Below are 20,097 nucleotides of genomic sequence, written 5' to 3'. Positions count from 1 at the left end.
TATATGCTTTATCTATACTACAAAGCAAAAAATAATGCAAAAAAAGCGCAAAAAAAGGTGCAAAAAAAAACAAATGTGATTGTAACAAAAAAAAAAAAAAACGAGTTTAAAAAAGAGGCAATCAAAATGTGTTTTGAAAAAGTTTTAAGGAAAAAGAGCTAGCGGGACTTTTAGGACGGTTTTAAAAACTTCTGGGATTTTTTTGGCAGTAGCACCACCAAAATCTTCTAGCCCATTTTTAAGCTATTTTTTAAATAAGGCTGGTTTGCTAGATTTGCTTAAATCAGCCACAAACACGCGAATTTTATAAATTTCTTTTAGGTCGCCATTGCATCGCTTATCTAAAAAATTTTCGGCACTATTTGATAGGATTATTTTCATAGCTTCTCATTTTTTGCTTCTAACTCTAATCTACCCTGTTTGGCTAATTTTGGGTTTTCGCGCACCCACAAGCACCCATTTGTCAATCTTTCTTATCACGGGAAAATCCTCTAGTTTATAATAATTTTGGCTCTTTTGATTTTTTGTCTATTTTGCATTTCACATTTGCGGATTTTGCTATATTTTTAAACGCCCTCAAAAGATCATCACTATGGTTTTATAGCGTAAAAGTCGCAGTCATTTTTTGTCATTTAAAAATAAAAATGCGACATTTACCCAAAAATCTTAAAAACGCGTTTATTACGGCAAAAGTTGTTATTCCCTCGCATCAATGCCCATAGCCCTCATAATGCCAAAAAATACCTCCGTGTTATCCATTACGCCCTTGAAATACTCGCTCCCTGCGCCCTCTGCGGTAAGTATCACATCATCTGCGCTATGGACTTCTTGATCTTCGTTGCGCGGGATATTGCCTTTGTAATATTCGCCATTTAAGTTTGGATTTGCCACAAACACTTTTTCTTGCGTGCCTGCTTCTTGCTTTATCGTAGGCATTGCAGGTTTTTCTCTCAAACGATAATTTGCATTATAGTCAGGGTGGTTTGCAAAATGCACCGCTAGGGTAATTTCTGCGTTTGGATTATCGGGGAATCCATCATTATCATTATCCACAAAAGTAGGAAATTTCGCGTGTTTATAAGTGCGCACCGCTTCTCTCCCCGCTTTGCCATCGCTTTCATAATAAGTCCCTGTGATACTCGCTCCGTGCGCGTGGTCAGCCACTACGATTACGAGCGTTTCGCCATTTTGTCTTGCAAAATCTCGTGCGATTCCCACCGCTTTATCAAATTCAATCGTATCATAGCTTGCCCTTTGCCAATCCATTTTATGTAGCTCTTTATCGATACTTGCGCCCTCTATCATTAGGAAAAACCCCGCTTTATTTTGACTTAAAGCAATTAAAGCGGCTTTTGTCATATCCATTAGATTTGGTTGGTTTGAAAACCTCCCTAGCACCTCGCTATTTTTTAGCACTTCTCTATCCAAATACACATTTAAGTGATTTTTGTGATAAAGTCCTAGCAGTTTTGGGGATTGTGCGCGAGTCTTGCTAGCCATTTTCAAATCTTCAAAATCCTTAATCTGTGCTTACAACTGCGCTTTATCATAGCTTACCAAGTAGCCTGCGTTTTGATAGGATTCTATGATATTGTGCGAATCGTTGCGCTTAGAGTCTGCCTGCTCTTGTGGGAGATAGTTCTCTAATCCCCCGCCTAGCAAAATATCAGGGCGGTGGATTTCGCTAAACATATCAAGGGCAATGTCATTTAACTCATATCGTTGTCGCGTGTGCGTGATAAATGCCGCAGGGGTAGCATCTGTGAGGTTTGAAGTCGTTACAAGTCCGATAGATTTATCGCTAGTGCGTCTTAAAATTTCAGCGATATTTTCTACTTTTGGGTGTCCTAAATGAGAATCAATGCTTGCTTCATACACGCCCATCGCATTTACCACGCTTTTATGCCCTGTGGCATAAGCCGAAGCGGAGTTTGCAGAATCAGTTGTGAGACTATCATAGCCCGAAGTGGTAACCAAGCTCATTTGTGGCATTTGCTCCATTTCAAGTAAGCCGTTGTATTTGCCCTCGTTTATGCCTTTTGAGAGGATTCTCGCCATTTGTTTTGCTTGCAAGCTCATACCATCGCCGATAAGCAAAATCACATTTTTTGCCCTCTTTTTTGCTTTATCAAACACGACTTCATAAGCGACTTTCGCGCTTTCTTTATCTCTGCTAGCACTTATGATATAATCCCCCGCCCTATCAAATGCCACGCTATCTATGCGATATGACAAAATCCCGTTTTTTAGGCTTATGTTTGGTTTTTTGCCAAAAAAGCCTTGCGCGTCTTTGCCATTTACTAGCACGGCGATATTTTTATCTTTATCGCTAGCTAGATTCTCGCTAAATTCTACCAGCAAGTCAAATCGTTGCCCGCGTAAGAATTTTGCTTGATTTATGGGCAAAATGCGAATATGTGGCGAATTGCTCGCATAAAAACTTCGTGCTTTTTGTGCGTGGGTTAGATTGTGTATCGCACTTTTTGTGCCATTATCTATCATTTTTACAAATATCACTACGATTAGCAAGCTCGAAGCGATTAGCGTGCAAGCTAGTATTTTGCCTTTTGTGCTTAAAAAATTCATTGTTACTCCTTATTTGTAGATTTTATACGCAAGTGTAAAAACCATTTGTAAAAGCCTAATCTTAAAAAATGTAAAATCTTTGTAAAATCTGCTTTTGCTAGAGATTTTGGATAAGAAAAAAGGCTAAAATTTCAACCAATCCTACGAATGTCAAAAAGACGAATGCCAAAAAAAGCAAACATAAAAAATGGAAAATAAAAAATGGAGGAAAAATGGCGCAAGATACAATACTAACGCACAATATAGGGCAAAATCTAACCCAAAACGCCTATAATCAAAATGGGCTACAAAATAGCGCGCAAGATGGCAATCCCGCGACAAAAAAGACGCAATATAACCCCCAAAATCAAAACATTTTGCCAAACACGCAAAATCCCGCAACAGGCACGACACATAACGACCAAAATCTTATCTATATCTTAGAAGATGATGAGCATATCGCCGAGCTTGTAGCCTACGCGCTCAAAAATCAGAATTTAAATTCTATGATTTTTGAAGATGCGAGCAGTCTTTATCAAGCCCTAAAGAGCGAGATTCCAAAGGTGCTTGTGTGTGATATTATGCTGCCAAATGAGAGTGGCTTAGAAGTGATACAAAAACTGCGTGCAAACCCAAAAACAAGCGGAGTGGCTATCATCGTGCTTAGCGCGCTAGGAAGCGAGTATGATAAGATTAACGGGCTAGATTTGGGCGCAGATGACTATCTCACAAAGCCCTTTTCCGCCCTAGAGCTAATCGCACGCATAAAAGCCCTAATGCGCCGAAGCAACGCCACGATGAAAAAGGGCGAAATCTTGCAATACAAAGGGCTAAAAATACAGCCAAACTCACACAAAATCAGTGTCGATGATTCCCCATTGCACCTCACAAGCAAGGAATTTGAGCTACTCCTCCTGCTTTTTACCCACCAAAATAATATTTTTAGCAAAGATGAGTTGCTCGAATCTATCTGGGGATACAGCGTGGAAAACACGCGCACAGTGGATATGCACATAAGCTCGCTTCGCACAAAGCTAGGGATTTATGGCAAATGTATCACCAATATTCGCTCTGTGGGGTATCGCTTTGATGAGGTTTTATAAACGCGTTGAAAAAAAGAGTAGCAAAAACACTTATAGCCAAGACGCCCAAAATCTAATAAACCCACAAAATCCTAAAAATCCTCCAAACCAACCTAGCCAAACCCCCCACATAATGCAACATAGCCCAAATAGCCAAAATCCCCACAAAAACTACAAGCCAAAGAATCTATCGCGCAGGCTTGTGGCGTGGATTTTTGGGCTTATCGTGGCGGTGCAATCTCTTAGCATACTTATTAGTGCGGTGTTTTTGCACCAAGCACATAGAGAGGAGCAATTTAGCGAGCTAGAACGATACGCAAACAAACTCGCAATATCGCTAGAGCAAAGCCTTGCGCAAAATCTCTTTGATAAGCTAGATTCGCCCTATCGTGTGAGTGTGATTGCGCTAAATGGAGAAGTGATTTTTGATAATAGGCTTGATATTGCAAGCCTTGATAATCACTTAGAGCGCGAGGAAGTGCAAAATTTATTGCAAGGCAGGGGCGATAGGGCAGTGCGCCTTTCAGATTCAGAATTGAGAGAAAATCTCTATTTTGCGCGCTTTGTGGAGGCAAATCTAGATTCTCACGCTCAATCTAGGACACAAACGCTCATTTTACGCATTAGCACGGAAAAAGACTCGCTTTTTGTCGTGCTAAAAGATTTTGCGCCACTCTTTGCCACGCTCCTACTTTTTAGCGCGATTGTGAGCGTGGCTCTTGGCATTTTGCTTGCACGCAAAATTTTGCAACCCATCAAAAATATTGATTTGTCCCACCCCATTCGCACCAATCCTTACACCGAGCTACATATTTTTATGCAGCGCATCTCCAAGCAAAAAGGCAAAATCAAAAAGCAACTAAAGCGCATAAAGCAAGGCAAACTGCGCTTTGAGCTTATCACGCAAAATATGAATGAGGGCTTTTTAGTCCTTGATAGCGCGGGCAATATCACGCAATGCAATGAAAAGGCGTTGCAGATTTTGCGCCTCACACCAAACATACAACATATCAATATTTTTGCGTTTTTGCGTGAGTTTGGCAATGCGGTGCAAAATAGCATAGATTCTGGAAATGAAGCCTTTGAAATCAGCATAAATGAGTATTTTTGCCACACGATTTGTATGCCGATTTTTGTGAAAAACAACCTTAAGGCGATAATGATTTTGCTCTTTGATAAAAGTGCTAAGCGCGATATTTTGGCGTTGCGAAAGGAGTTTAGCGCAAATGTAACCCACGAGCTGAAAACGCCACTATCTGTGATACTCACAAGCAGTGAAATGCTCTGCAGTGGGCTTGTGCAAGAGCGCGACAAAGACGCTTTCATCGCTAAAATCTACGCAGAATCAAAGCGACTTTTGGGGCTGATTGATAAGATTTTGAAAATCTCGTTTTTGGATAATGCGCTAGATAAAAACGGCGAGCAAAAAGAGCGCGTGAAGCTCGCAAATGTGGTAAAGCAGATTTTGCCAAGTATTGAAAATTTAGCGCGTGAAAAGGGGGTAAAATGCGAGTTTATCGAGCGTGGAGAGTTTGCAGGGCGCGAAATGAGAGGGCAAGAGATTTTAGGAATCCCTGCATTGCTTGAAGATATGGTGTATAATCTGTGCGAAAATGCGATTAAATATAGTGGCAAAAATGGCGTGGTGAAAATCATTGTGGAGCGCGAGAAAAATGTTGAGAAAGATGTTGAGAGTGGGGAAAACGGCGAGCAAACGAGCAAAACTTTGGGCAAAAATGGCGTAAGTAGCGATAATAGCGTGGTTTTGCGCGTGGTGGATAATGGCATAGGAATCGCATTAGCTGAGCAAGAGCGGGTTTTTGAGCGTTTTTACTGCGTGGATAAGTCGCGGAGCAAAAAGCTAGGTGGCAATGGCTTGGGACTTGCCATAGTCAAGCGCATAGCCAAAATCCACAACGCCAAAATCTCCGTGCATAGCGAACTAGGCAAGGGAAGTGAGTTTGTGGTAAGGTTTTTAAGTAGCACCTAAAATCACCATATTTACTTGTTGGTATCGCAAGAATCTCACAATTTTTAGATTACCAAAAATCGCAGATTTTAGCTTGGATTTTATCTTTGCCTGCTATCATTTTATTGTTTTTCAAACGCAATTTTTGCGTGATAGATTTTATGATTTTTTATATTTAGCGTAAGGAAATCTTTTGTCATTGCGAGCAAATGCGACTTTGTTAAAAGTAGCATTTGTGTGGCAATCTAAAACCCCCTCGTGCTAAGGGAGGGGGAAAATGAGTTTTGCAACTCCGCAAGGGAGGGGAAAATTCTCTCATTGCGAGATTTTGCATTGTCATCATTGATAGCAAAAACAACCAAAGCGAAATTTTTAGAAAATCGTTAATTTTTGCGTGGCATTTTATTTAGGTTTGTTAAAAGTATGTTTTGCACTTTGTGGATATAGATTGCCACGCTTAAGTAGCATTTTGCTTTCTTAAACTAGCGTTTGTTCGCAATGATACAAAAGATTTCGGTAACCTACACCATATCAAACCCGCGACATATCAATCTTGCACCATATCTCAAGCCCACGCCATATCAAGCCCAAATATATCAATATGGCAATAAAAAGACATATTGCTAAAAATCTCTAGTGTGATTTTGGCGATGACAAAACGCAAGCATTAAGCAATCATTAAACAATCACTAAGCAACCATTGCATAAAAAATAAGCAATCATTTATGCAAAAGAATTGTTAGTTTTTGATGATATTTGGCGTGATTGTGCTTTGCTTTTGATACAATGTCGCCTTTCAATGCTACTTTTACACGCATAAATCAAAACGCAAAATCAAAGTAAGCAAAATTTTATTGGAATCTAAGGAGCAAAAATGGCAATAAAAATTTTGAAGTGGTTTTTGGGTATTTTAGCGGGGCTTTTGTTGCTTGTGTATGTGCTTGTGTTTAGCCCGATTGGCAATATGATTTTTAAGCCTGTGGCACAAGCCCAAATCGATAAATACTCACCCATTCCCTTAACGCTAGAAACTTTTAGTATAGGGCTTAGCGGGCTAGAGATTTTGATACAAAATTCACCAAAATTAGCCATTAGCTTAAAAGGGGATTATAATCTTTTCACGCTAAATATTGATTCTGCGCTACATATTGATGCAAGCGATATTTCACTATTTGATGAAATCGCAGGAATGCCGCTAAATGGCGCGTTTATCTTTGACGCAAGCGCAAAGGGCAAGGTATTTGGCAATCTAAACATACAGGCAAGTAGCAATATCGCAAAATCAAAAACAGACATAAAAGTCGAGCTAGAAAATCTAAATCCTAGCAAAATCTATGCAGATATTGTGGGGCTAGAGCTAGCCCAAGTGCTAGCAATGATAGGGCAAAAGCCCTATATCGAGGGGGTGTTTAGCCTAGATGCAGATATAGTGGGAAATCAAAATTTAGAATTTAGCGGTAAAAATGTGCTATCAATCACGCAGGGAAATTTTAGCCAAAGCCTAATTGCCAAAGATTTTGATTTGCAAATCCCAAAGACTACTTTTAGCTTGCATCAAGAGAGCGTGTTTGACAAAAAAGACATAAAACAAGATTTTACATTTGACTCAAATGTCGGCAAAATCAATCTAAATTCTACTTCAAACATAGAATCTTTTGACACAAAAGGCACATACTCCATTGCTCTAAGCGATATTAGCGCATTTACGCCACTGCTAGGAATGAGAGTGCGAGGCGCGCTACGCACCGATGGAAAGATAGAAGGTGGATTAGAAAATATCACTATCGCAGGGAAAACTGATATTGGGGATTCTGCTACGACTTATAGCGCAAATATAATAAATTCCGCGCTTAGCAAAGCTAGCTTTGAGACACAAAATCTACGCATAGAAAAACTCCTCTATATGATATATCAACCCCAATACATCTCTGCTAGCGCAAATGGCAGTGGGGTAGCGTGGGATTTTGACAAAGGCATAAGTGCTAATGCTAGCTTGTCGCTAAAAGGAACTACGCAAAATCTAGCAATCAAAAAAGAGTTTGACTTAGATATGCCAAACACCGCTTTTAGCGCAAATCTAAGCACAAAACTAGACAAAGGCGTAGGTAATGCAAACTTAGTATTTGACTCAAATCTAGCTAGGCTAAATCTACCAAATATCGCCATTGACTTGCCACAGAGTAAATATGCTTCGACTTATAGCGCGATTTTGCCTGATATAAAAAAACTAAAATTTGCTACCAAAATCGAGCTAGTAGGCAAAATGGAGGCAAATGGGGAATTTGCTTTGAGTGAGAATCTATATGCGACATTTAATACCAACAGTCTAGGTGGCAACCTCCAAGCGGTGCTAAATGGTGATGATTTTAATGCCAAAATCAAAGAAATAGATTTAGACACACTTTTGACAATGGCGCAAGCCCAAAAGGTGTTTAGCGCGAAAGCAAATGGCGATGTCATCTACAACACAAAAAGCCAAAAAGGCACGCTAAAAGCTAAGCTAAATAATGGCAGATTTTTGCAAAATCAGCTCACAGACGCCCTCAAACAATACGCCAAATTTGACGCCACAGGGCTAGTGTTTAACAACATTACGCTAGATAGCGACATAAACAAAATGGTGCTAGATTCAGCACTTGATATGAAAAGCGGGGATTTTGCGCTAAGCGGGCAAAATATCATCACAGATTTGGAAAAAAGCACTATCAATGCCAAACTAAAAACAACCCTAAAAAAAGACACACTAGGCATAAAACTAAGCGGGAATCTATCCTCCCCCAAAGTCGAGATAGATTTAGGCGAATTGCTAAAATCTAGGCTTGGGAATGAGCTACAAAAAAGTATCGGCAAAGAGATAGAAAAAAGCGTGGGCAAAGACATAGGCAAAGAGCTAGATAAACACATAGATGAAGGCACAAAAAAAGAAATAGGCAACACGCTAAAAAAACTTTTTAGATAATTTGGTGGCGATTTGTGCGCTAGATTTTTGGTTTTTGCGCGTCTTTATGTAGCTTTTTGTGTGGATTTTTGATTAGTTTGTTTTTGGGTTGCGCAATATTTTAAAAAAGATTTTAAGCAAAATTTAGGATAAAAATGCGATTTGTAGTCAAAGGCACAAAAGGTAGTCAAAGAGTAAGTATTTTTGTGCGTGCAGATTCTAAGCAGGGAGCGACACAAAAAGCCATAAACAAAGGCATATATCCCATAGAGATAAACCAACTCTCAAATGGAGATGGGAAAAACTTTTGGCATAAGATTTTTGGCGAAGTAATTGGCGATTTTTTCACAAATCTTTTTAGCAATTATGCACAAATTTTTAAGGGGATTTTTACAAAAAAAGATTTGACAAATGACTTTGGTTTTAAAAGCCTCTTTTCTCGCCCGATAAATCCGCTTACTATCTCGCAGGATTTAGCATTGCTAAGCATTATGCTAGAATCCGCCCTGCCGATAAAAGACGCATTTATTAGCCTAGAGAGAAGCACTCCTAGCCCGATTTTAGCGAGCGCGTATCAAAAGATTTTAGAGACTATTCATAATGGCGAATCATTACAAAAAGCCATAACTCCGCTTCAAAACATATACACGCCGATGGGCATAGCACTCATACAAGCAGGGATAAAAGGGGGCAAACTACCATCGATTTGCAAGATTTTAAGCGAATATTTTTACCATATTTCTACTACCAAATCAAGCATAAGCAAGGCATTGTTTTACCCCGCGTTTGTGTGTATAAGCGCGGTTTTTGCGTTTATATTTATCGCATATTTTGTGATTCCCCAATTTAGCGAGCTATTTTTATCCTTTGGTATAGATTTGCCTTTTAGCTCAAAAAGCCTTATTTTTGTCTCAGAGGTATTGCAAGATTTTGGGCTATATATGTTGCTGTTTTTGTGCGTGGCGTTTGGGTTTGTGGCGCGGAGCTTGCGGGTAAAAAATCGATTATATTTTCATATTTATCGGGTTTTGTTGGATATGCCTTTTGTGGGTAGGATTATTTTATATAGGGATTTGTGGGTATATTTTTTGAGCTTTTTGCATTTATATGAAGCGGGGGTAGATTTTGATACCACGCTACAAGTCTCACTCCAAACCATTCAAAATCCGCATCTAAAAAATGAGATTAGCCACACTATCATTGCTATCAAAAATGGCAAAAATCTTTATGAAGCATTTGCACCCTGTCCGCATATAGAGGCAAATGTCAAGCATTTTTTAGCCATAGCACAGCAAAGCGGCGAGCTAGCCAAAATGCTAAAACTATGCGTGCAATACTACAAAAACAAGTATGAGCATCTAAGCACTAAGATTTTGACTTATATCGAGCCTTTTTCTACGATAGTTATCGCGCTCCTTGTGGCGTGGCTAGCCTTTGGGATTTTCCTGCCTATTTGGGAGCTAGGGAGCGTTGGATTTTAGTTTGCATTTTGGTGTTTTTATTTGCATTTTGGTTTTGTTGATTGTGGTGGATTTTGTTGGTTTTGTGGATTTTTGTGCTTGAGGGTTTTTTGTCATTGTCATATCGAGAATAGGCGAAGTATCCATTCATTGCGAGAATCTGCAAGTAGTTTTTTTTGTCGTATCTAGCAAAAAAGTGCGAGCGTAAAAAAGCAAAAACCAAAAAACAAAAGTTTTGCCACGCCTAGCCTATATCGCCTTTATAAAATATACCCGCGACAAAATATCCTAGCAAAAACCCAAGCACAAAGTCAAAATAGGGTTTTTTAAATCAAGCGATACAAGCTAGTATAGCGAGGATTTATCGACTTTTTCTAGTTGCTTTTGTGGCATAAATGCTTGCGCAGGTGGGATTTTGTCTTGACATTGGTTGATGCGCATTAGTGCCTTATTTATCGTATTTTTTTATTTAAATGTTGATTTTGCTATCTTTATTGCTGTATTTAGAGAGATATTCTTGTATGCGAAAAAGATTGTCTTTTTGTATGCCTTTATAGACAAGGTAGCTATCAATATACACAGCAAGCATATAAAACGCAATCAATATACAAGCTAGAATAAGCATTGCCTCATTTCCGTTAAAAGCAGCATACACAAATAATAAACACACGCAAAAATAACCAATGATAAAACCTACGCCAATAACTATATCTAAGCCTTTGCCTTTATAAAATCTACCTACACCAAAACATCCTAAAAAAAGATGGAGTAGTAGTCCTGTTAAGGGGCTTTTAAAGCTAATGTTTAATATTTCTAGCAAAGTTTTTTCATCTGCGTTTTTGCATTGTTCTAGCGTGTAGATTCTGCCCTGTTCATCTAGCTTGTTTTCTAGCGCCATAGAGAGTAGGGCTATATGTCGTAGATTTGTTTCCATAGTTTTTGTCATATAGCGTGCAGGATTTTATTTAGGTTCTTTTTTCGTAGTTTTTTGCCTGTGAGAAATAAATCTACTATCCACCAAACCCAAACAACAAGCAATAGCAATATTGCAATGACACTATATTTTTTATCTAGTGCGCCCATTATCATTAGAATAATGTATATTCCTAGCCTAATCCCTCCTAGCAGTGTATCACCAATCATAAATCTCCCTACACCAAAATGTCCAAATAAAAAACTACCCACCCAAAAAACAAGCACAGGGTTTTTTAGCTTTAGAAAAGGGAGTTTTTGCACCAACTCATCTCTTTGCGCATCATTTAGTTCATCAAGTTTTTCTCGCAAGAGTTGTTGGCTTTGAATGTCCTTTGGTAGTTTATCTTGCACCATTGGCAGTATTAAATTTGTATCCATTTTTTGTCCTTTATTTGCAGATTTTAGTTGCTTTTAGCACGCTTATTGTCGAAATTGTGGCATATTAAAAACAACAAGCGCAAATATTACAAAAAAACTCAAAATCTTGTCATACTAAGCAAAGCAAAATATCTCAAAGATTTTATTTGTCATTACTTTAAGATTTTGTAAAAAACCAAAATCTCTATTTTGTGCTACTTTTTGGATACCTCGCTTCGCTTAAGTATGACAAAACCCACATCCTAAGCCCCCTCTTCACAGGAGGAGGCATCTGTCATTGAGAGCGGATTTGTAAAATCCGCGTAGCAATGACAAAAACGCATTGTCATATTGAGGGAGTGAAACGACCGAAATATCTCTAAATTTTAGAATTTAAAAAGACATACTTCGCTTCGCTTAAGTATGACAAAAATCTATTGTCATACTTAAGCGCAGGTCAAATATCTCAAAGATTTATTTGTCATTGATAGATTTTACGATTTTTGTCAAAAGTGGCAAATCTAGCAATGAGATTTGTCATACTTGGAGCGATACTTTCTTGCAACGATACTTTTAAGTATGCCAAACCTTTATCGCGTATTTTTACCCTTTAGAAAATATGTGCTTGCAAATAGCACAAAAACAAATATCAAAACGCCTATAATCACAATCAAGATTTTGTATTCTTGTATGTATCTCCAAATGTTTTGCAAAATATCTAATCCATACAAAATATGAAATGCAATCAACATAGTAGCAAATGATAGACTTACATAACCTAGCGTGATATTGATTTTGCTAGGCGAAAAACGATAAGCACTAAGAGGGCAACATAGCAAAGATGTTATATGGTTAGTTTTTTCATATTTTGTATAATCATTCAAATTGCAATAAAAATCTGTGTATTCCTCAAGTTTTGTTACTACGCCTTTGTCGCTTTTCTTTTCGTGTGCTTCTTGGACAAATTTTGAGCCTTTTGCCATAGCTATCCACAGAGTAGAAAATACCATAATCGCCACGCATAGCATAACAGAAGCGATATGGTAAGCTGTGAGGTAAAAAGTGGCTTTATGGCTAATGTATTGTAATTGCAGTGCACCATATCCGCTCCACACAAGCACCATAAATGCACCTAGAAATATAGACCGTTGCCATAGATGATGTATCTCATTAGCATAAGCCTCATATATAATCTTATATTGCTCTATTTTTTTACACATTATTTTTTGCCAAGTTTTTGTTGTTATTCAGGTTTTGCAGATTCTAGCATAGAGTAGATTTCATCTTTGTATATGCTTTTGTCGATTAGCTCTTTAAACATTACTTGGCATTGCCCTGTGGTGCATAGACCTCTAGATGATTTATCTTCTACGCTTCCAATTGGTTCATTATTTTTATACATATCTACACCGTATCGACCAATCACCAAACTTAAATTTCCTAATACTATCACTTCGTCTTCTCCCAAGTGCTTAGTCGTAATATAATCAAACATCTCTTGTTGGGTTTTGAATTTATCGCCATCAATAGATAAGTGCCTTTGGCTTAACCCACGAACAAACACACCATTTTGCGCTTCAACATAAAAAAAATCAGGACTGAAAGACCCATACTTCCTATACAATCTATCAGGCACTTTTTCAATATCATCTTCATCTAACCAAGATTTTCCTCCAAAAATATTACCGCTACGCGATTCAGTTATGTTAAACATTTTCCCATTTACGACCAACTTACCCTGCTCATTGGTAATGTAAGGCACAAACTTTGTGATATACCCTTTTTCATCATATTCTCTTAATGTAGCATTGCCTTTATCATCTTTGAGAAAATCAGATTTTATAATCCCCGTTATGGGATAATATTTTGTCATTTTTTCTAACACACCATTTTTATATAACTCTTCTTTAGCTAAAAAACCATTGTCATAGTATTTCCACGCACCATCTTTTGTGCCGTTTGTGCAACCACCCTCAAAGGATATTTCTCCATTTTTATCCCTCTCTTGCCTTACACCATCTTTGCAACCCCCTTTTTTCTTTCCATCGATTAGGACACCTGTGCCGTCATAGTAGTTTTTAATATGTTCTGGTATGTCATACACATATTCAATAGTTTGAACCGATACTTCGATTTTATTATCTTTTGTGTAAGATGTTTTATATATAAAGCGTGATGTCTCAGAAATCTTTTGAATCTTTTGCGTGGCATCCGCGAAAGTGTTACGACTTACACCATTGCTACTTTCACCACTTATTGCTGAGAATACAGCTTGAGCAGCAACATTGATGCCTGCACTTCTTAATATAGATGATTTTGTATCATCATCAAGCTTCCCGCTAATTGTCATAGTATCTTTAGTGTCAAACTTTAGTTTGACATTTTTTATAATGCAAGAAGCACTCTTTTTCTCTTTGTCTATGCTTGATAAGTCCTCATCTATTTCATAAACAAAATCCACTTTATCAATATGTGGCTTTAAGTCCTCATCATTTTTTACCAAAAATTCTTTTAGTAGTTTTGTATAAAGTTGTTGCCCATTTTTGTCATCACAATAGCTACCACCGCTTATGCTATCACACCCGCTAAATATTACGCTTGCCACTAGACTTGCTATCATAGCAACCCCTGCTAAAATACCTTTATACCCTTTTATCGCCCTGCTTTTCATTTACTACTCCTTTATGCTTTTTGCAATTTTTTTATTGCTTCATCTATTGCTTTGTGGTTGGCATTATCTTGCTTTTTTAGAGAATCCAAAAAATCAATAGCCAAAATCCAATGTAATATAAACCATTGTGGCACTCCGTGTTGCCCTATTGGATATGGATTAGCAGAGTTTCCCCACCGCAACCCCACAGAATACCTATCATTTTGCTCATCCCAGCCAAATGCAACTAAAAAATGTGGATTTTCATAGAGGATTTCACACGCATTTTTAAATGGATATAGATTTTCCATTTTTTAACTCCTTAAGATTTTTTGAATATTTTGTCGTTTTGTTGCGCTTTTTATAGCAATTTGGCACGGCAAAAACAACGGCAAGTATGCTACAAAAAAAAAAAAAACGAAAATTAAACAAGGCGTTTTTAAGGGTTTGGAGTAAGTGTGGTTAAGATAAAATGAAGTTAAGTAATTGTTTGTTGTCATTGCGAGCGCAATTTATTGCGCGTGGCAATCTACTTGCTACAAATTGTCATACTGAGGTTTCGCTAGAAAGCGAAGTATCTCTAGATTTTAGATTTTTAAAAGAGATACTTCGCTTTCTTGCGAAATCTCAGTATGACAAAAACCCACCCCCAAACCCCCTCCGCAAGGGATGGGGAAGATTTGTTTTGGATTGCCACGAATTTACTAACGCAAATTCTCGCAATAATGCAAATCTATTGTCATTTGAGCACAGATTCTTTGTGATATTGAGCGAAATATCTCAAACTTTTATTTGCCATTACTTTAAAATTTTACAAGAAGTCAAAATCTCTATTTTGCGCTACTTTTTGGATACTTCGCTTCATCAGTAAGATTTTGTTTTGGAGTTTTTGCTTCACACTACGCGTTTTGCTTAAGTATGACAAATTTTGTTTGGTTACTTCGGTCACTTTCGCTACATTAGTATGACAACAAAATAGAATAGACTGCGATTTTTGGCAATAAAAAAGGCTAGATTCCATTTATCAAACAGAATCTAGCCATATTTTAGAAGAATGTATGAAGCACTTTTAGAATCTTTGCGCGACACCTCCGCCCTATTACGCGCTAGCTCCGCCGTGTAGGCTTAGATGAGGCATTATGAAATCTATCCAAGGGATTCCCACAAGCAAGTAAATCACCATATAAATCGCCGCGAAGATTCCACCAAGTAGGAAAAATGTCGGTCCTTTGATATAGTGGCTACCAAACCACAGCGGGCTACACCCTGTGCCATAAGGCGTGATAATCCCCATAAAGCCCATAGGCAAGATAAGCAGCAATAGCGTCTTATTGACATCGAGCCCGGGGATTGACTGCACGAGCGTTACAAAGATGAGCATTACAGCGGTTACATACGCAGTCCCAGAGGCAAAGAAATAGCGCAACCAAGAAAACGCCAAAATCAGCGCGATAATCGCTACGATAGGCTCTACGCCATCAAACTTCCCATCAAAAAGATTTGCTAGCCACGCGATAAAGCCCACATTATTTAGCCCGCCAGCCATAGCCACAAGCGTAGCAAACCATACAAGCGTGTTCCAAGCAGGTTTATTGCCTAAGAAATCCTGCCAGCTGATACATTTTGCCGCTACCATTAGCACTATCATTAGGAGCGCGGTAGTCGTGGCGTTTAGGTTATAGAGCGCGGATTTTGGGAAAAAGCTCCCGCCTACCCACAGCACAAGCCCGATGAGCGCGATTACAATCATAAAGATTTGCGGGCGAGTGATTTTGCCTAATGCGTCATATTTTTGCTTTGCCCAATCCACCACTTCCTTGCTTCCTTTGACTTCAGGCGGGTAAATCACATAAGCCAAAATCGGCGTGATAAGGAACAATATAATCCCCACAGGTAAAAATGCTAAAAACCAGCTTACCCAATCCACGACTGCGCCACCGCCTTTTTCTATTTGCGTTAAAGCTAGCGGGTTTGGAGCTTGCCCTGTTAAGAAAATCGAGCTCGATACACAAGTCGTAGCAAGCCCTGTCCAAATAAGATACGCGCCGATTTTGCGTGGATTTTTATCAGGGTGAGAATCAAACATAGGCGCAATGCTTGAAACCACAGGATACACTGAACCACCGCTTCTAGCGGCATTGCTAGGGATAAATGGAGCGAGGATTAAATCCACGAGCGCAATGGCATAGCCTAAGCCCAAAGTGCTTCGCCCTAGCTTACTTACGATATAAAGTGCTAGCCTCTCGCCAAGCCCTGTCTTAGTGAATCCTAGCCCAATCGTAAATGCCGCAAAGATAAGCTACACAACTGCGTTAGAAAATCCGCTGATTCCCCAATTTAGCGCGTCTGCGGCTTTGATTTTGGCTTCTATCTCGCCTGAGCCTTTTGGTCCTAGTCGTAGCACCACCGCTATCACAATGGCAATCACGCCGATAAACGCAGGCGGGATAGGCTCTAAAATAAGCCCTAAAATTAGCCCCATAAATACGGAGAAATAAATCCACGCATTATGAGTGCACCCTTGCGGAGCATCTACACCCCATAACTTTGGTAATATAAACACGATAAGCCCAAACACCACAGGTGCAAAGAGCTTCGCATAAAACACCGCTTTGTCCTTTTCCATAAAGAACCTCCTTAGTTCAATATCCAAACTTGCATTTGCTACGCTAAGTAGCCTTAGTAATGTGGCTAGTCATATAGCGGTTAGAAAATGCGAAAAAATTGTATTATAGTTTTTTGCAAAAAATGGTTTGTATTTGATAGATTCTTAACATTTTTTCTATGAAATTGTTGCCCTTTTTTGATTTTTGGGTAATTTTGTAACTTTTAGGTTAAATTTTACTTAAACTTTTTTGTAGCGATTTTTGTTTTTGTTGTGTTTTTGTGTTGATTGTTGGATAGTTAGGTTTTGGGATTTGAGGTGTTTTTTGCCAAAATCATTTAAAATCACGATTTTTTGGATTTTGTAATATTTTTGTAAGATTTTATAAAATTAGCGTTGTTTGGCAAAAGTGATTTACGCGCTAATGTTTAAATTTTGCTATGCTTTGCAAGTGCTTAGCGGATAGGCAGTAAAATAGCAAAATCTAGCAATAGCGCAAAATCTATAAATAACCAAAAGGAGTAACAATGGCGACACGAAAAGAGCACGATTTTATCGGGGAGTTGGAGATTGATAATAGTGTATATTATGGGGTGCAGACTTTTAGAGCGGTGGAGAATTTTAACATTTCGCACGATAGATTAGGGAATTTCCCCCGCTTCGTGCGCAATCTCGCACGAGTGAAAAAGGCAGCAGCGTTAGCAAACTACGAGCTAGGATTGCTAGATGAAAATATCAAAAACGCAATCACAAAGGCGTGCGATGAAGTCATCGCGGGGAAATATTATGACCAATTTGTCGTGGATATGTTTCAAGGTGGGGCAGGCACTAGCACGAATATGAACGCAAATGAAGTCATCGCTAACATTGGCTTAGAGATTTTAGGACACAAAAAGGGCGAGTATCAATACCTCCACCCAAATGACCATGTAAATCTTAGTCAAAGCACCAATGACGCCTATCCTACGGCGTTAAGAATGGCATTGCACGATTATTTAAGTGATTTGGCAAAGGCTATGGAGCATTTAAAATCTTCCTACGAGAAAAAGGCAAAAGAGTTTGCAAATGTGCTAAAAATGGGGCGCACACAGCTCCAAGACGCCGTGCCTATGACTTTGGGGCGGGAGTTTCAAACCTTTGCGGTGATGATGGGCGAAGACATTCAGCGTGTGCTAGAGGCGCGCAAACTCGTGCTTGAAATCAATATGGGAGGCACAGCAATCGGCACAGGGATAAACTCTCACCCAGACTACCCAAAAGTCGTGGAGAAAAAGCTCCGCGAAGTAAGCGGACACGACTATATCGTGGCAAGTGATTTAATCGAAGCCACGCAAGACACAGGCGCGTATGTCCAAATCAGTGGCGTGCTAAAGCGCGTGAGTGCGAAACTCTCCAAAGTCTGCAATGATTTGCGCCTGCTAAGCAGTGGCCCAAAATGTGGGCTAAATGAAATCAACCTCCCCAAAATGCAGCCCGGAAGCTCCATAATGCCGGGCAAAGTCAATCCCGTAATCCCCGAAGTGGTCAATCAAGTATGCTTTTTTGTGATTGGCTCTGATGTTACGGTTACCTTTGCGAGCGAGGGCGGACAGCTCCAGCTCAATGTCTTTGAGCCTGTGATTGCGTATAGTCTCTTTAATAGTATCGTAATGCTTGAAAAAGCGATGAAAACTTTGGCGGATAAATGTATCGATGGAATCACCGCAAACGAAGCGATTTGCAGTGATTTTGTATATAACTCCATCGGTATCGTAACCGCGCTAAATCCCTATATAGGCTATGAAAACTCCGCTAGCATAGCCAAAGAAGCACTAAACACAGGCAAACGCGTGTATGACTTAGCACTCGAGCGAGGACTGCTAAGCAAAGAAGAGCTAGATAATATCCTCACACCGCAGAATATGCTAAATCCGCATTTAACCCGCGATGAGCTAACAAAACAAAAATAACCACGCAAACAAATGGTGGCAAGTGAGTTGTTGATAAGCAAATTTAAGCAAGTGAGTATCGGCAAACACGCGTTTTGCAAGTGAGTGTTTGAAAGCGGGGATTATGCCTTTTTGTCTTTGATAAATCATTGCTTAATCTGTCGCATTTTTATTTTTTCAAAAAAAAGGATTCTACATTTATGGCAAATACGCTAACAAACTTCACAAAGCAACCTACTTTTATCGACTTATTTGCGGGTCTTGGGGGAATTCGTCTAGGGTTTGAAAATGCAGGGTGTAAATGCGTGTTTTCAAGCGAGTGGGACAAAGACGCACAAAAAAGCTATGAGGCGAATTTTGGCGAGATTCCACGCGGGGATATTACCCAAATCACTTCAAGTGAGATTCCGCATTTTGATATTTTATGCGCAGGCTTTCCTTGTCAGCCTTTTAGCATTATTGGCGAAAAGCAGGGCTTTAGGCACGAGACGCAAGGGACACTATTTTTTGAAATCGAGCGGATTTTGCGCGAGAAAATGCCAAAAGCATTTTTACTAGAAAATGTGCGAAATCTACTAAGCCACGATAAAGGCAGGACTTTTAAGATTATTTTAGAACGGTTGCAAAATCTAGGCTATTTTACGCATTTTGCAGTGCTAAACGCGCTAGATTTTGGACTGCCTCAAAAGCGCGAGAGAATCATTATTTGTGGATTTAGAGAGAAACTAGATTTTGCCTTTCCTAGAGGGATTTACGCGCTTGGTGAGAATTATATTAAGTCAAAATCTTTAAGCGAGATTCTAGAATCTAGAGTAGATAAAAAGTATTTTGTGCGTGAGGAAATTAAAAATTCTCGTGTAGCACGAATGAAAAAAGAGATAGCAAAGCCCTATATCACGCACGAAAATGTCGGTGGTAGCGTAACGCCTCATCATTTTTCTTGCGCGCTTCGTGCGGGGGCGAGTGCGAATTACTTGCTTGTCAATAATGAGCGCAGACTTAGTGAGCGCGAAATGTTGCGTTTGCAAGGATTCCCAGAATCCTATAAAATTGTCGTGCCATACAGCGCGTTAAAAAAGCAAATCGGCAATAGCGTGGCAGTGCCTGTGATAGAAGCAGTGGCAAGACAAATACTAAAAGCAGTGCAAGATTTTAGTAAAAAGCAAAATTTCCTACAACGCGCATTGCAAAGCACACCCAAAAATCCGCAAACTAAGGCTGTGTAATGCCACAATCTACGAACGATACACGAGATTTGCAAAAAGCAAAATCCGCGCTTGATTTGGTTGTCAAAAAATCGCGCATTCACTTGTATAAACCCATTCAAATCGCTGAAATTTTGCATAGAGATAGGATCGTTGGCGACATTGATTTGGCAGATTTGGAAACTTATCGCAACAAAAGCAAGGCGTGGCGTGATAAAATGTGTATCGCACTTTTGGGCAGGGTATCCACGAGCTCGGCAAAATTCCAAGATGATTTGTTTAATGCTATTCCACCGCATTTGATTCACGCGCTAGGAATCCACAATAAAGCGCGTAATGGAATCGTGGAGGCATATATTTATA

Annotated in this window: 15 protein-coding genes and 2 pseudogenes; 9 read left to right on the top strand and 8 right to left on the bottom strand. The window is 39.2% G+C overall.

Features of this window, described 5'->3' with window-relative positions; all coding sequences use genetic code 11:
- Positions 1-243: 243 nt before the first annotated feature.
- Together ACWIX0_RS09925 and ACWIX0_RS09920 are read right to left on the bottom strand one after the other, a co-directional pair.
- Entirely contained in the window at positions 244-381 is a 138-nt protein-coding gene (locus tag ACWIX0_RS09925; RefSeq protein ID WP_454173848.1) for a hypothetical protein, read from the bottom strand.
- A gap of 315 nt (positions 382-696) precedes the next feature.
- Positions 697-2,502, bottom strand: a pseudogene (locus tag ACWIX0_RS09920) (alkaline phosphatase).
- 296 nt (positions 2,503-2,798) lie between these two features.
- On the opposite strand from ACWIX0_RS09920, the gene ACWIX0_RS09915 reads away from it, so the two are divergent.
- From ACWIX0_RS09915 to ACWIX0_RS09895, 5 genes are all read left to right on the top strand, one after another.
- Entirely contained in the window at positions 2,799-3,668 is an 870-nt protein-coding gene (locus ACWIX0_RS09915) for a winged helix-turn-helix domain-containing protein (RefSeq protein ID WP_454173847.1), read from the top strand.
- Positions 3,610-5,637 carry an ATP-binding protein gene (locus tag ACWIX0_RS09910; RefSeq protein ID WP_454173846.1) on the top strand — a complete coding sequence of 676 codons (2,028 nt, stop codon included), beginning with the start codon at positions 3,610-3,612 and terminating at the stop codon, positions 5,635-5,637. The genes ACWIX0_RS09915 and ACWIX0_RS09910 overlap by 59 nt, the downstream gene beginning before the upstream one ends.
- 477 nt (positions 5,638-6,114) lie before the next feature.
- The gene (locus ACWIX0_RS09905; RefSeq protein ID WP_454173845.1) at positions 6,115-6,243 is read left to right on the top strand and encodes a hypothetical protein; all 129 of its coding nucleotides are present in this window, start codon (positions 6,115-6,117) and stop codon (positions 6,241-6,243) included.
- Between the two features lie 247 nt (positions 6,244-6,490).
- Entirely contained in the window at positions 6,491-8,575 is a 2,085-nt protein-coding gene (locus ACWIX0_RS09900; RefSeq protein WP_454173844.1) for a hypothetical protein, read from the top strand.
- A gap of 134 nt (positions 8,576-8,709) precedes the next feature.
- Complete coding sequence (locus ACWIX0_RS09895) at positions 8,710-10,035, top strand: type II secretion system F family protein (RefSeq protein WP_454173843.1); 1,326 nt, start codon at positions 8,710-8,712, stop codon at positions 10,033-10,035.
- A 448-nt stretch (positions 10,036-10,483) separates the two neighbouring features.
- On the opposite strand, the gene ACWIX0_RS09890 is transcribed toward ACWIX0_RS09895, so the two are convergent.
- From ACWIX0_RS09890 to ACWIX0_RS09870, 5 genes are all read right to left on the bottom strand, one after another.
- Positions 10,484-10,960, bottom strand: coding sequence for a hypothetical protein (locus tag ACWIX0_RS09890; RefSeq protein WP_454173842.1), 477 nt, complete (start codon positions 10,958-10,960; stop codon positions 10,484-10,486).
- A complete protein-coding gene (locus tag ACWIX0_RS09885) occupies positions 10,957-11,367 on the bottom strand; it encodes a hypothetical protein (RefSeq protein WP_454173841.1) in 411 nt (136 codons plus the stop codon). The genes ACWIX0_RS09890 and ACWIX0_RS09885 overlap by 4 nt, the downstream gene beginning before the upstream one ends.
- A 569-nt stretch (positions 11,368-11,936) precedes the next feature.
- Positions 11,937-12,566 carry a RipA family octameric membrane protein gene (locus tag ACWIX0_RS09880; protein ID WP_454173840.1) on the bottom strand — a complete coding sequence of 210 codons (630 nt, stop codon included), beginning with the start codon at positions 12,564-12,566 and terminating at the stop codon, positions 11,937-11,939.
- Positions 12,567-12,589: 23 nt separating this feature from the next.
- Positions 12,590-14,017: a toxin-antitoxin system YwqK family antitoxin gene (locus ACWIX0_RS09875; RefSeq protein WP_454173839.1), complete on the bottom strand. Its 1,428-nt coding sequence runs from the start codon at positions 14,015-14,017 to the stop codon at positions 12,590-12,592.
- Between the two features lie 11 nt (positions 14,018-14,028).
- The gene (locus ACWIX0_RS09870) at positions 14,029-14,307 is read right to left on the bottom strand and encodes a hypothetical protein (protein WP_454173838.1); all 279 of its coding nucleotides are present in this window, start codon (positions 14,305-14,307) and stop codon (positions 14,029-14,031) included.
- Between the two features lie 161 nt (positions 14,308-14,468).
- Between ACWIX0_RS09870 and ACWIX0_RS09865 the strand changes: the two genes are divergently transcribed.
- A complete protein-coding gene (locus ACWIX0_RS09865) occupies positions 14,469-14,867 on the top strand; it encodes a hypothetical protein (RefSeq protein ID WP_454173837.1) in 399 nt (132 codons plus the stop codon).
- A gap of 228 nt (positions 14,868-15,095) precedes the next feature.
- On the opposite strand, the pseudogene ACWIX0_RS09860 reads toward ACWIX0_RS09865, so the two are convergent.
- Positions 15,096-16,622, bottom strand: a pseudogene (locus ACWIX0_RS09860) (DASS family sodium-coupled anion symporter).
- Between the two features lie 506 nt (positions 16,623-17,128).
- On the opposite strand from ACWIX0_RS09860, the gene aspA reads away from it, so the two are divergent.
- From aspA to ACWIX0_RS09845, 3 genes are all read left to right on the top strand, one after another.
- Positions 17,129-18,550 (top strand): aspartate ammonia-lyase, encoded by a 1,422-nt coding sequence (gene aspA, locus ACWIX0_RS09855; RefSeq protein ID WP_454173836.1) that lies wholly within the window; start codon positions 17,129-17,131, stop codon positions 18,548-18,550.
- 179 nt (positions 18,551-18,729) lie between these two features.
- The gene (dcm, locus tag ACWIX0_RS09850) at positions 18,730-19,755 is read left to right on the top strand and encodes a DNA (cytosine-5-)-methyltransferase (protein WP_454173835.1); all 1,026 of its coding nucleotides are present in this window, start codon (positions 18,730-18,732) and stop codon (positions 19,753-19,755) included.
- On the top strand, positions 19,755-20,097 hold a 343-nt coding region (locus ACWIX0_RS09845), incomplete at its 3' end, for a HaeII family restriction endonuclease (protein WP_454173834.1). The genes dcm and ACWIX0_RS09845, both read left to right, overlap by 1 nt.

The sequence above is a fragment of the Helicobacter sp. T3_23-1059 genome, from assembly GCF_053654515.1.
This window is presented reverse-complemented; position numbering and strand designations above follow the sequence as displayed.